The organism is Chryseobacterium sp. JUb7, from assembly GCF_024806495.1.
Classification (GTDB): Bacteria; Bacteroidota; Bacteroidia; order Flavobacteriales; family Weeksellaceae; genus Chryseobacterium.
Genome location: NZ_JANUFF010000008.1, coordinates 1 through 12,678, shown reverse-complemented (window position 1 = coordinate 12,678; position 12,678 = coordinate 1). Strand labels below are relative to the sequence as shown.

Here is a 12,678-nt window from a genome sequence, read left to right as displayed (position 1 = left end):
ATTCCAATTTTTAAGTTGCTTGTTCATTAGTTTTTCTGTGCAGATAAAAAGTTTAGAAATAATCTTGCCGCACCAACATTTCCCGCAGGTAATTGTCTGAAAAATGCCAACGGAGTATAAATGAAGTTACCTTTTCCGTATTGGGCATATAAAGTTGATCCCCGCAGAGGCTCTTCATTGGTATCGTGCATTTCAAAAAGCGGTTCATACGCTGCATCCCATTGATTAGGGAAATAAGCGCCACGCTCCTGTACCCAGCCTTTAAAATCATCTGCAGTAATTTTGTTCGGAAAGTTCAGTAATTTATGATTTGGGTTTAAAAATTTGACCTCAGCATTTTCTTCAGTAACCCGCTTATTGGCAATACTGAAATTGTACATCCCCAATTGGTTAACGGTTGTATCCTGGTTGGTGTTATACTGCATGACCAAATTCCCCCCTGCTTTTACATAAGACCATAAAAAAGGCATCCAGCGTCCCAGTTTTTTCTCCGTATTATTGGCACGAACACCCAATACAATGGCATCATACTGTGAAAGTTTATTTTGGCTTCCGCCAGATTCATCTAAGTTGCCATAAAAATCTTCATCTTTCAGGACATCTACCTGAATTCCAGCAATACGTAAAAATTCAGGAATGAAATCTCCTGCACCTTGAACATAACCCACTTTTTTAACCTTAGTCTGGATATCGCCTTTCATTACAACTACATTGGCAGGTGTAAAATATTGTAAGGAAGGCAAATGAGGGTATTGAATTAATACCTGTTTTTTGTTATAAGTGACTCCATCTGCAACAAAATTGGCATCCAATTGTAACTGATTTGATTTTATTGAAGCAAGTTTAGCTTTTGGAATGACATAATCAACGGTAAAATCTTTTCCATTGATTGATTTTAAATCTCCTCCGCCTAATCTTTCTCCATTATATAACAAGTTTATTTTTCCATTATTAAACTGTTTATTTGAATTAACCTTGAAATTTAAACTCAAATGCAAATCTTCATTTTCTTTGACTAAATAAAGTGGTTGTGTAAACTTCAGTTCCAATGCTGGAACAATGCGCAAGGCTTCGACCACATCGCCACGCACCGGATCTAATTTCTTGAAAGATAAAGGAAGTTTAACCTGAAATTTTTCCGAGCCTATTTTTAAATTAAGCAAAACATTCAATGGTGATTCCGCCTCAGGCAAGCCGACTAAAGTATCATTCGGAACAGAGAAAGTGGCCGCATCTTTGGCTGGTTTTGTCAACCAGTAAGGTTCTGTGAGTGCTGCATCAGCAGGAATCTGAATATCGTGCTGAATGGTAATTAAAGAATCTTTTGACAGTTTTCTGTTGAAATTTTCTGACTGACTTAGCCATTTTACATCTTCTAAAACAACAAAATTTGCAGCTCTTGAAATCAAATTTAATCTAAAATTATAATGATCTCCGGCAACAGCTTCAGCCTGATTGGTAACCACCTCGCCCATAAACCCGGCACAGCTTAAAATGATATTGTCGAGAGATTTTATTTTATCCTTTTTTAAATCTGAATCTTTTAATGCCAAAACTTTTTTTCGCAAAGCAAGTAAAGCAGGTAAGCTATGGTCTGGCTCGTTGAAATTGAAATCTGAAATAATTTTATCTAATGACTGGTCAATATCAGCATTTCCATTTGAGGTCCATGTTTTAACGACTCCATCAAAAAGTGTTGATTTTGCAGCCTCACCAGCAACATGGGCAAAATATTCTGTTTTTATTCCAGCGACAGACTGTGTTCCTGCACCCTGGCTTTTATGTAAACTTCTGCTTAATCCTGCCAATTCACCATAGCCCATTCCGAGTTGTGCATCATATTGCCCAACCGTGACTTTCAGTTGATTTTCTGCAGTCGTATTGTTGTTACCAAATCTGAAAGTATTCCAAAGTACGCGTTTTGGCTGCCATACATTAACATATTTTAATTGATCTGGGAAAGCATTTTTATCTCCTGCCAGCTTAAAAGCTTTTTCCGCAACCACAGCCGAAGTCGCATGTTGTCCGTGTCCTGCCGCAGCAGTAGGCGGAAAACGACAAATAATAACATCAGGACGGAATTGACGGATTACCCAGACTACATCAGCAGTAATGCTATCTGCATCCCACTGTTTAAAAGTATCAGTCGTATTTTTAGAAAACCCGAAATCAATCGCACGCGTAAAAAACTGTTGAGCACCGTCTAATTTTCTTGCCTCTAAAAGCTCATGGGTTCTGATTAAACCTAATGCAGCACCTTGTTCTGTCCCTAATAAATTCTGACCGCCATCACCTCTGGTTAAAGACAAATAGCCCGTTTCTACATTTTGGCCGTTGATTAACCAGGAGAGCAACCCAGTATTTTCATCATCGGGATGAGCTGCGAGGTATAAAACTTTAGGTAGGTGTTTTAGGGTTTTGATTTCGCGGTAAATTTCAGATGATTTAGATGGCCGAATTTGTTGAGCCGAAAAAACCGTACACAATCCAAGGATAAATACAGTGCTTACTTTTTTGAACATATGAATTTGCTTTGCGGGGCAAATATAAGTAAATCATCTTTCTTTCAACCTTAAAAGAATTATAGTCTGAATTCCATAAAATTAAATAAATATAATTGCGCATTATATTAAACCAATTTATTTATGAATTAGAGATTCAAAGAAGATAAAAACTACTTATGCTTTTCTAATTGTATTCTGCGTAAGATAGATATAATTAAACATACAAAATGTTGCCGCCGCCCCGAAAGTATGCCATAAGAAGTGTGTTCCGAAACTAAACCATTCCCATTTATCGGCAATACGGAAGGTCAGGGCTAAAACAAACGACAATAAAGCAAAGCCTACCCATTTGCCGGCTTTCCATTTGGTATAGATTAAATAATTCAATACCGAAAAGAGTACAAATGAAGCCATAATTGCATAGTTTACATTGATAAAAAGAGAAGTATTACCTATCAAAATCCAATTTCTCAAAGCAAACATGAGGAATAGATATCCGAGAACCATTAAAACAGCATAATACCATTTGGTGCTTTGAGCTACAAAATAAAATCCGGCAGACAAACAGAGCAACATGATGGGCATCCAATCCATCATAATAAATACCGGCCATTGTCTGAATGAATGGTAAATAGTTCCTCCTATGGCACCAATATATAATAAAACCAAGCAATATATTAAAAAAGGATATTCTTTAAAATTACCTTTAATTTTAATGGTCCAAAAAATGGCTAATGCTAAAAAAAATACAGCCGTTATTGCATTTAACGGCTCAGGAAAAAACTGAGCCATATCTGTTTCTTTATATAACATGCCTCCGTCCGGAGGTAATTGATGAATAGGCATTGTCATTTTTTATATTTGTTTATAGGTATGTTGCAGAACGCAAGATGCAAGCAAAGCCTATTTTATTTGACATTCGTAAAGTATTCTACAAACCCGTTGTGCATTTTGATTTGTTTTCGTCACTTCGAGTAGGTTTTTGAAAAAAATCGTATCGAGAAGTTTGTAATTTTGAAGATAAATCTGTTCTCGATACATTTTTTCTCCACTTTGTTACGAAAAAACACTCGAACCGACGAATTTAATCCCAAAATTCCGCAAAATGCACAACGTGTTTCTACAAATACTTATTTACTTCTCTAAATATAAAAAAATCTTTATCAACAGTTTTATTTTCCATTTAAAACTTGTAAAAACTGACAGCTTAAAACTATAAAATATCATCGCTTATAAGGCTTCAAACATTTTGTAATTAATGATGATAAAATCACCAATGGTTAAAAAAGTAAAATCAATGCCAGGCGATTCTTTTTTATTTTTCCCATTCAAATTTGTAATTTTCGTCTTTTAGAATCCCGTTTTTATATAATTTTTGAGTTCTGTTTCCTTTCTTGTCAAAATATGACCAGACTCCTTCTTTTGTATTGTTATCATTCCAGCCACCATTTTGTTTATCATCTCCATTATCATAGTAAATGGTCCATGCTAAAAATTTTTCTTCATCTGTGGTATTTTCAAGTTTTTTTGGTGTCAGGATTTCTTCAGATTCAATCTCTAAAACATACTTCTTTTTGTTGTTTCCGTTGAGTATCAAAATATTTCCATCTACATAGCATGTACCATTGGTAATTGGAGTGGAAAATACTTGATCACCAGAAAATTCCATACGCTCTAGTTCAAAGTTCTGATTTTTTATCGTTAAAGAAAGTTTTGATTTTGGACTAAAATATTCAGCAAATTTCGGAAAAGGTGATTTTTGCATTTGTCTGGTACAGCCAAACCAAAAAAATAGAGGAATAATAAGAATCGTTGTATTAAAAAGTGTTTTCATAAATTTATAGTACATGATTGAAGATGGACATTTAGTGAAACGTTGAGAGACCTGTACGCATTGGGTTTTATTTTGTGATTTCCTGTAATTCAATTTCTAATTGTTTCTTTTCTTTTTCTGTATAAAATTTAGAATTGACCAGTGATTTGCTGAATTCTTTTATTGTTTCAGAATAGCTCTGCTTTAATTTTATCTTAGCTTTTATGATATTTAGGTAAGCTTCTGAAAAATTCGGATAAGAGTGTAGTAAGATTTTCCATGCCTCAATTGCTTTGCTGTTTTGTTTTTCATTATAAAAATACCAACCTTTGCCATTTAAAATGCCTAAAGAAAAGTTTAGGTTTGTCCCGTAGTTTGACTGTATTTCTTGATCAAGAGTTTTTTTTATACCTAAATCTATTTGTTTGTTTGAAATATACTTTGACTGAATAGCGTACCAATCTTCAAATATTTCATAGAGTGCCGTATTGATCAGTAATCCTGGAGTGGCATTATGGTCTGCTTCTTTAAAACGGTACCCTTTAATATCTAAAAGTGGATTATCAATATTCTTCTTTAGAATAGAATCCATTTTATGGAAATCTTCAGGATAATCGTTTCCGATTCCAAAACGATAATACTTTTTATACTTGTAAGAATGTCTGTTTAATTCGCTTATTGAATGGGTTATGTCAATATTTTTCTGAACAAAAAACGGACTCATCGAAATAATCGCATTCAAATCATTTATTCTTGAATTGAAAAGTGAAGTGGTAAAATAACCATACCTTGAATGACCAATTAAAATTCTAAAAGATGACGCTTTGTAATCTCGTTCTGCAAGTGGGATTAGTTCTTCAAAAATGAATTTTTCATTCTCAATTCCACGACCATTTGGGTCAGAAATTTTGTACTGTGTTTCAATATAACGATAGCGTTGTTCTGATTCCACACTTATAATTACAGATGAAGGCATTTGTTCATTACTGGTCAGATAATCAATGGTATTGAGGATATAGTTATTACTTCTTTTATTTTGCTTATCAAATACAATAATCAGTGGAAAATCGTTCTTTATCTCTTTTTGCCATTCTACCGGAACTAATACTGAAATCTTTTTCTCGAATCCGAGATTGGTAGAGTGTATTACAGTATCTTTTAATTTTTTATATCTTTCATAGTTTTGAGCAAGGAGATAAGAGGATATTAAAATAAAAAGAAATACCAGATTTTTTTTTATCATCAAGTTTTTTTTAATGTCTGCCAAGTTTTGGAATTTCAGATTGAATATATCTAAATAATTATGTGAAAGATAAATAAATATACTATCAAAAACAATTTTATTTCGTTCCAAATGAAATAAGCCAAAGTTCCAAGCTCACCCCTGCTGGCGAGAGTGAGACGACCGTACTACTTTATATCGTTTTTTGAGATCTATAAAGTGGCTACTAACGTTTTATTTTTAATCACTTATTGCAAATTCTTCTTACCAGAATTCTCTCTTGCATTAATTATTATATAAGTTAAGTAGCTTACTATAAAAATAGTCAAAGGGATTTGAAATGCTAAATAGTTGAACACCTCAATTGGAACCTGTACTAATCTGCTAATGACTGGTGATAACATAAGTATGAAACTTACAATAGTAACATCAATTCTGGTTTTCCCTGTAGTTAGGTTTAAAATAATTCCTACAAGCCCAAATATTGCAAACAATTGGTCAATATTTCCAAAGTCAAAAGCTGCAAATATTAGCCATATTATAAATGGAATTCCACTCATCCATCCTGCCAAAATGATCATTAAATAAGAAATAATCGATATCCACTTAAAAACATTTTTTATCCCTCGATTTGCGTTAACTTTATACATATTTGAATTGAAATAATCGTTCTTTGAGATTAATTGATTCTATTTAAGTCTAATAATTATTTAAACTTTAATTACCTATACTAGACTATAATTTATTGTAGTCTTTCCCAATGTATGAGCAGATGAACAGTTAACTGTATTTTCGAAAAAATTTTCTATATCTTCTTTGGTATTAAGTAAAAGGATTTTGGCTTCTCTGGCATCTAAAAAGTTTACTTCAATCATAATTTTTATTGTATTAATTTTTTTTCATCTATTTGATTTACAGTTTTTTTTGAAAATTAACTTCATCTATTGCTTGGCGAGGTTGCGAACTTTGGAGCCTATTCTTTTCTATTAAATATTAAATTTCTTGCGAAACGTAAACGTGAATTTCCAACAAAATTCGCAATCTTACCAAACGTCTGTTAGCAGATGTTTTTCCTATTTATTTAATTTTTCTAATTCGGGTAATTCACTTTTGTACTTTTCAACATCCCAAATTAAATTCCAATTTTTAATATAGTCAGCGATTGAACCTAAACCAACTTCTGTCCTTCTTTTATCTACATTGTCAGGATCAATTAAAGGTAAAATATACTGAGTGTTAGTATTTGGATTTATCCCTATCTGGCTTCCGTAAATTTGCTTTCTACCTTCTCGAATTTCTATTCTATCAATTAACAATGCTAATGAACTTGAACTTGCATTTCCTTTTGTGACAGCTTCTTTCATCATGGGTAAATATTTTTTCTGCGTTTCTAAATCTGAGTGTTGAATGACAAGAAATAATGCACTATTGGCTTGTGCACCAACTTTGTCTTTACCAACCCAACCCTTTTCATCTAATATTTTTTTTACTTTTAATAAGTTTATTGAGTCTTTCTGATTTGCGATTTTCCAAAGGTCCTGCATTTCTTTAGAATCCTGACCGAATTTTTTTTGGGTTTCATTCATTTGAATTCTATATTTTTGATCTTCTTCAAAAATTGTAAGTAATTCAGTTTGCAATGGTTTGTCATAATTCGCTTCTATAAGCTCTAACTTTTTTTCTAACTTTTCAATGGTTTTTTTCCATTCTTTTTTTGAGTGTAAATTTTCTAAATCAGTATCGGATTTTAAGTGTTTTAAATTTGTCCAACCTTTTTCTATTGATAAGTTCAACCATTTAAAAGCGTTTTTTGTGTTTCCAGCCAAAGATGATGAGCACGCTCCATTATATAAATGACTTGGGTTTTTGTCTTCAATTTTAAATGCTTTGCCATATAAATCAGTAGACATTTTGTAATCTTTTGCCTGATATGATTGATGAGCATCACTTATTAATTTTGAATATTCTTGAGCATTAACGCTTGTGAATAAAAGTAACAATAACAAAGTATAAATATTGTTTCTCATTTTTTTCTGTATTAAATTATTAAATTTTAGATATTTCCGTTCTGCTTTTTTATGTCTGCTAACTGTCAAATTTATGCATTGCATCAATCTGATTTATATAATATTCGTAAAGCTATTTATGCTTCTAATATAAAATTTATTTTGATTGTTTTTTGAGATTTAGTCTATAATATAAAGTTTTGATGCTTACTCAAAAAACGATTTCCAATGAAAATGGTTATCTCGTAAACTTTTTTATCTGCGGGTTTTCTATTTGTTCAAATAAATCTTCCAGATAGCTGCAGTTTTTATTCTGTTTTGTATAAAGTCAAAGTTTGTTCAAAATTTTCATCATTAATTGCTTCTGGTCTTTTTCCGTCAAAACTCAAAACCATTAACATTTTCGTATGATTAACCGGAATTATAATACCAAGAATTCTACCTTTCTCAATATTATCCTTGAGTGCAATAATGTCAATTTGAATTGGGCTTATTTTCGTATTTATTGTATATTTCATTTCTCCTTTTTCGCCATCATTTGGACCGCCCCGAATTATGAAATTTTTCCCATCAATTTTTTCTCCATTTATAGTCATCGAAATATATCCGTCTTTTGTAAAAATTGTTTTACTTTCATTACTCCAAAAGTCAGTTAAATTCCAATTTCCTATTAAATCAAGTTCTACTTCTTGAGCGGAAACATCCAGATTCAAGATCAAAACAAATAAGAAAAATATTTTTAATAACCCGTTGTGCATTTTGTAAAATTGTGGTATGAGATTCGTCAGTTCGAGTGTTTTTTCGTAACAAAGTGGAGAAAAAATGTATCGAGAAAAGATTCATATTCAAAATTACAACCTTCTCGATACGATTTTTTTCAAAAATCTACTCGAAGTGACGAAACAAATTAGAATGCACAACGGGTTTTTAGTATTATTTTATTAAGATTCATGTATTATTTATGGGACTTGGTTTTATCTATATTTAGTGTTTAGGTGGCTTTGTGACGGAGAAACAATCGAAGAACTAATCTTTAATTTTTCGAAAAAAAATCTCACAACTGCCGTTGAACATTGCAGCTTAGCACCACTATTACAAAACCATTATTAGCGATAGTTTTAGTCAATTTTGATATTATTTTCTTGTTCGAAACAACCCACTTTGTCAATGATTTTATTTGCGATCTCTTCTTTAGAAAATCTTGCAATATTTACAATTTCTTTGAGCAAATTATAATAATTTCCTCCTATTGCCATTTGTTCGAAAGCAAACTTTGTGGCATATAAATATCTGTCAATCCAATCTTCTGTGAACTGGTCTATAATATTCTCATCATATTTTTTCACTTTAATTCGATAATCATAGTCGCCAATAAATTCAATTTCTGTATCGTTTATTGTGTCTATTGATACTGTATCGTCCAAAAAGTATTGTTTAATCTTTAAGCATTCGTTGTTTGCATCATTGGGGTTCTCCATCCATAAAATTAATGATACATTGATGTAATCATATTGATTTTCTATTGTATTTCGCAAACTATATTTATCCGCCTGTCTAAAGAAGAGTAAAATATTTTGCTCACCAATTACATTAGCGGATTTCAGATAGAATAATTTGTTTGAATCATTTAAAATTTTCATTTCGTTTCCGTTTCAATATTAACTTAGTTTTTTATAGATCGTTTTTTGAGATCCCTTTTATCCATAATTACCATTTCACACCTTGGCACGGGCACGTATTTCGAAGCCGAAACTTTAAACTAAAATACAAATTTTTACCTAAGGTGTAAATTGAAGATTTTCCGACCACTACTACCAAATCCTTGCTGTATGAGGTATTTATGACTTATTTTTTATCCAAATATTTGCAACTTCACAATGATTATAAAATAATATCCAATTTGTTCGTTCAGATATTATTGTCACATCATCTGAACCTGGATACAGAAAGTCAGTCCAATATTTTATGAATATATTTTTTTTTGTTTTTAATGTTAGTTTTCTTTCCCAAGAAATGATTATATCTTCATTAAATGGTTTTAAATATTTTTCTACCTGATTTCTAAATCTCTCCACTTTGTCCTTATTCTCAGAATTTGCAGAAAACCAATCTGTTTCTAAATATTTTCCCATTCTGTTTGATTCAATTTCATAATAATCGATTACTTTGTTAAGTCTTTTAGATTCATTTTCTGATAGAGCTAAAATTTCTTTTTTATCGTAATCTGAGATATCAGAATTATGACCTTTATCAAACCTCCATCCTAATTCGAAATCACTCAAGGGAATTATTTCTCTTTTGTCAATTTGTATATTCAATTCCTTGCTTTTTGTTTAGATATAATGTATTAGCTACTAAAATTTTTCATCCTTTTTTGAGATTTTAATAGCAATTAATAACGTTTGGAGTATTGGCGAAGTGCGGGCTAATAATGGACTGAAAGTTCAATTTCGACCAAGTGAAGGCAATGCTTTTTCAATGAAGTAAACTTAAAAAGACTACTTAATTGAAGCAGTTGCGAATAAAAAAATAACAATTTCAACTCAGACTGAACCCCGCTTTTTGCCACTACTAAGTTATGTGTAGTATTTTAATTCGGATTGAACTGAATATTGAAATACTTTAAATAATCCTCTATTGGTTCCATTCCCATTTCTTTTCTTCTTTCGTTCACAGTTTCAGGATTTTCTAATGTATACAATTTACCATTTTTTATTTGTGAACCATATATTTGGGGTTTTCCTTCGTCCATTAACATCCTATCTTTCATCAATGCGTATTGTTGTTTAGATAAGTCTCCATTTTCAACCGCTTTTTCTATTTGTGGAAAATACTTTTTTCTGATTTCTTTAGTACTATGTTGCAGTCCCAACCAGATTGCATCCATTTGTCTTTGCCCCACCTCCTTTAATGTTGGCATACCACACTTTTCAATAATGCTAATTACTAATTCTTGATTCCTATGATCTTCTTTAGCATATTTGATAAGTTCATTTGATTTTCTAATCCTTTGGTCACTTTCTAAAACTTCGCTCAAGATTTGACGTTTTTTGCTGCAATCGACTTCAATAATATCTACTGAACCTACATAGACAAATTTATCCTTATTCATATAAAGGAATATTGATATCATTAAAACAAGAGCTGTTAATATGCTAAATAATATTTTTTTTACTTTCATTTCTATTTATGGTTATTTTTAGTTTTTTCCAACTTAATTATTAGTTCAAAAATCTAAAATACAGTTTTAATTTCAAGGGTTTGTTATTTTTTAATTGCCATTTTTTTAATTTCTTCATCAGTATGATTATCCAAAATTTTAGCATACCTATAAAATGTTGCTCTTGTCAAGCCAAGTGGTTCATAAATTTCTTTCGGAGCTAAAGTCTGGTTTTTATATATAGACCTCATAACTAATAGTTTGGATATAGTGTCTTTTGTATATCGTTTTTTGAGACTTTTTACGTTTTACAATACATTAAACATTCCGCAATGTAATACATGAAAATATACTTTACAGAATATTTTGTATGTTAATGTTCAAATAACTCATGTAATTTTTTCTGAAGTAATTTTTTATCTGGGAGCTGGGTTTTATATTCTGAAACCATGGTAGGAGAAAGGCTTCTACTCAAAGCATATTCTACAACCTCATTATCTTTGTCCTTACACAACAGGATTCCAATGCTTGGATTCTCATTTATCTTTTTCACATCTCTATCAAGCGCTTCAAGGTAAAAATTAAGCTGCCCCAAATATTCTGGTTTAAATTTATCAGTCTTGAGTTCGAAAGCTACCAAACACTGTAGTCCTCGATGATAAAAAAGCAAATCAATATAAAAGTCTGAAGAACCGACCTGAACTTTATATTCTTTCCCGACAAATAAAAAATCTCTGCCTAATTCGAGGATGAAATCTTTCATTTGTTTTATTAAACCTTTCTGTAAATCATTTTCAGAATGGATATCCGGCAAGTTTAAGAAATCAAAAACATAAGTATCTTTGAAAGTATTTATAAGTTTTGAATCCATTTCTCTCAACGATGGTGAGAGTGTAGAATGACCGATCATGGATCTTTCAAACAAACTCGCAGAAATCTGTCGTTCTAATTCTCTCTTACTGTAACCCTCTTGTTTAGTTATTTTGAGATAAAATTCTTGTTCTTCCAGTGTTTTACACCGAGAAAAGATAACCATATTATGACTCCAGCTAATTTCTCTCACCATTGGTGAGAGTTTTGGAGAATCTTTATAAGTTTCATAGAACTGTTTCATTCTCCACAAGTTCTTATCTGAAAAGCCTTTTATTTCAGGCTCCGTCTTAATAATGAACTCTGATAGCTCTTTTACAACAGACTGTCCCCATTCACTAACTTCTACTTTTTGGCTAATGTATGCTCCAACATTCCAATACAGACTTATCAATTCTGAATTCACAGTCTTTATAACATTATTTCGAGCATTCTTAATGATTTGAATAATATCGGAAAATTGGTCTTTCATAGAATATACATCATATTAATAATAACAAATTTACTCGAATATTTTATAAAAAGAAATCTGTAAAAAATCCTTAAAAATCATAAAATATTTATTTAATCTACAAAATACATCAAACGTTCAGGAATCTAATAAAAACAGGACTATTTAATCGTTTTTGAGATTTATATTTTCATCTTTTCCAAAACTGTAAATGAAAAACCGTAGTACTTCTACTACGGTAATTTGTGGAAAGAGAGGGAGTCGAACCCTCTGGAGCTGTCTTAATAATTTCATTCTTAATTTGTATCTATTTATTAACGACGATCTTTCTGCTCCCCAAAATTGCTCCCATCCACCATATCGTATTATTTTTCATATTATTAAAATTTAATTGTTTTAAAAGTCCGAATAAACTAACTCCTCCCAAGGCAAACTGAAAAAAAGTAGGAAGTGGGCAACCAAATATTTACATAGATACAAAAACTAGAATTATTGATATCCATTTTTGTAGATCTAATATACTTCTTTTGATGGTGTGAAATTACCAATGAGCTAGTATTCTTTTAGACAATACGAAATTGTAGATATGCATTTTGGCTTTCTGTGCATATTAGCCATTTGGATATAAAAAAAAGAGAGCTTTGAAAACTCT

12 protein-coding genes are annotated in these 12,678 nt (G+C 31.3%); all 12 read right to left on the bottom strand.

Features of this window, described 5'->3' with window-relative positions:
• Positions 1 to 26 precede the first annotated feature (26 nt).
• The 12 genes from M2373_RS14815 to M2373_RS14760 all read right to left on the bottom strand — a co-directional run bounded on the left by M2373_RS14815 (position 27) and on the right by M2373_RS14760 (position 12,047).
• Positions 27 to 2,522: a PIG-L family deacetylase gene (locus M2373_RS14815; RefSeq protein WP_259111822.1), complete on the bottom strand. Its 2,496-nt coding sequence runs from the start codon at positions 2,520 to 2,522 to the stop codon at positions 27 to 29.
• Between the two features lie 156 nt (positions 2,523 to 2,678).
• Entirely contained in the window at positions 2,679 to 3,356 is a 678-nt protein-coding gene (locus M2373_RS14810; RefSeq protein ID WP_259111821.1) for a hypothetical protein, read from the bottom strand.
• 463 nt (positions 3,357 to 3,819) lie between these two features.
• Complete coding sequence (locus tag M2373_RS14805) at positions 3,820 to 4,338, bottom strand: hypothetical protein (RefSeq protein ID WP_259111820.1); 519 nt, start codon at positions 4,336 to 4,338, stop codon at positions 3,820 to 3,822.
• A 67-nt stretch (positions 4,339 to 4,405) separates the two neighbouring features.
• Positions 4,406 to 5,560, bottom strand: coding sequence for a hypothetical protein (locus M2373_RS14800; RefSeq protein ID WP_259111819.1), 1,155 nt, complete (start codon positions 5,558 to 5,560; stop codon positions 4,406 to 4,408).
• Positions 5,561 to 5,787: 227 nt separating this feature from the next.
• Positions 5,788 to 6,189: a hypothetical protein gene (locus M2373_RS14795; RefSeq protein ID WP_259111818.1), complete on the bottom strand. Its 402-nt coding sequence runs from the start codon at positions 6,187 to 6,189 to the stop codon at positions 5,788 to 5,790.
• A 423-nt stretch (positions 6,190 to 6,612) separates the two neighbouring features.
• Complete coding sequence (locus M2373_RS14790; protein ID WP_259111817.1) at positions 6,613 to 7,566, bottom strand: DUF6624 domain-containing protein; 954 nt, start codon at positions 7,564 to 7,566, stop codon at positions 6,613 to 6,615.
• Positions 7,567 to 7,853: 287 nt separating this feature from the next.
• Positions 7,854 to 8,303, bottom strand: coding sequence for a hypothetical protein (locus M2373_RS14785; protein WP_259111816.1), 450 nt, complete (start codon positions 8,301 to 8,303; stop codon positions 7,854 to 7,856).
• Between the two features lie 360 nt (positions 8,304 to 8,663).
• A complete protein-coding gene (locus M2373_RS14780; RefSeq protein ID WP_259111815.1) occupies positions 8,664 to 9,185 on the bottom strand; it encodes a hypothetical protein in 522 nt (173 codons plus the stop codon).
• Positions 9,186 to 9,383: 198 nt separating this feature from the next.
• The gene (locus tag M2373_RS14775; protein ID WP_259111814.1) at positions 9,384 to 9,863 is read right to left on the bottom strand and encodes a DUF2947 family protein; all 480 of its coding nucleotides are present in this window, start codon (positions 9,861 to 9,863) and stop codon (positions 9,384 to 9,386) included.
• A gap of 272 nt (positions 9,864 to 10,135) precedes the next feature.
• Positions 10,136 to 10,726 carry a DUF6624 domain-containing protein gene (locus tag M2373_RS14770; protein WP_259111813.1) on the bottom strand — a complete coding sequence of 197 codons (591 nt, stop codon included), beginning with the start codon at positions 10,724 to 10,726 and terminating at the stop codon, positions 10,136 to 10,138.
• Between the two features lie 83 nt (positions 10,727 to 10,809).
• Complete coding sequence (locus tag M2373_RS14765) at positions 10,810 to 10,956, bottom strand: hypothetical protein (RefSeq protein WP_259111812.1); 147 nt, start codon at positions 10,954 to 10,956, stop codon at positions 10,810 to 10,812.
• 122 nt (positions 10,957 to 11,078) lie between these two features.
• The gene (locus M2373_RS14760; RefSeq protein ID WP_259111811.1) at positions 11,079 to 12,047 is read right to left on the bottom strand and encodes a YhcG family protein; all 969 of its coding nucleotides are present in this window, start codon (positions 12,045 to 12,047) and stop codon (positions 11,079 to 11,081) included.
• Positions 12,048 to 12,678 lie beyond the last annotated feature (631 nt).

What these genes read in the sequence shown, in the direction of transcription:
- M2373_RS14815 (WP_259111822.1), bottom strand. Translation starts at nt 2,522, where the DNA reads ATGTTCAAAAAAGTAAGCACTGTATTTATCCTTGGATTGTGTACGGTT.
- M2373_RS14810 (WP_259111821.1), bottom strand. Translation starts at nt 3,356, where the DNA reads ATGACAATGCCTATTCATCAATTACCTCCGGACGGAGGCATGTTATAT.
- M2373_RS14805 (WP_259111820.1), bottom strand. Translation starts at nt 4,338, where the DNA reads ATGAAAACACTTTTTAATACAACGATTCTTATTATTCCTCTATTTTTT.
- M2373_RS14800 (WP_259111819.1), bottom strand. Translation starts at nt 5,560, where the DNA reads ATGATAAAAAAAAATCTGGTATTTCTTTTTATTTTAATATCCTCTTAT.
- M2373_RS14795 (WP_259111818.1), bottom strand. Translation starts at nt 6,189, where the DNA reads ATGTATAAAGTTAACGCAAATCGAGGGATAAAAAATGTTTTTAAGTGG.
- M2373_RS14790 (WP_259111817.1), bottom strand. Translation starts at nt 7,566, where the DNA reads ATGAGAAACAATATTTATACTTTGTTATTGTTACTTTTATTCACAAGC.
- M2373_RS14785 (WP_259111816.1), bottom strand. Translation starts at nt 8,303, where the DNA reads ATGCACAACGGGTTATTAAAAATATTTTTCTTATTTGTTTTGATCTTG.
- M2373_RS14780 (WP_259111815.1), bottom strand. Translation starts at nt 9,185, where the DNA reads ATGAAAATTTTAAATGATTCAAACAAATTATTCTATCTGAAATCCGCT.
- M2373_RS14770 (WP_259111813.1), bottom strand. Translation starts at nt 10,726, where the DNA reads ATGAAAGTAAAAAAAATATTATTTAGCATATTAACAGCTCTTGTTTTA.
- M2373_RS14765 (WP_259111812.1), bottom strand. Translation starts at nt 10,956, where the DNA reads ATGAGGTCTATATATAAAAACCAGACTTTAGCTCCGAAAGAAATTTAT.
- M2373_RS14760 (WP_259111811.1), bottom strand. Translation starts at nt 12,047, where the DNA reads ATGAAAGACCAATTTTCCGATATTATTCAAATCATTAAGAATGCTCGA.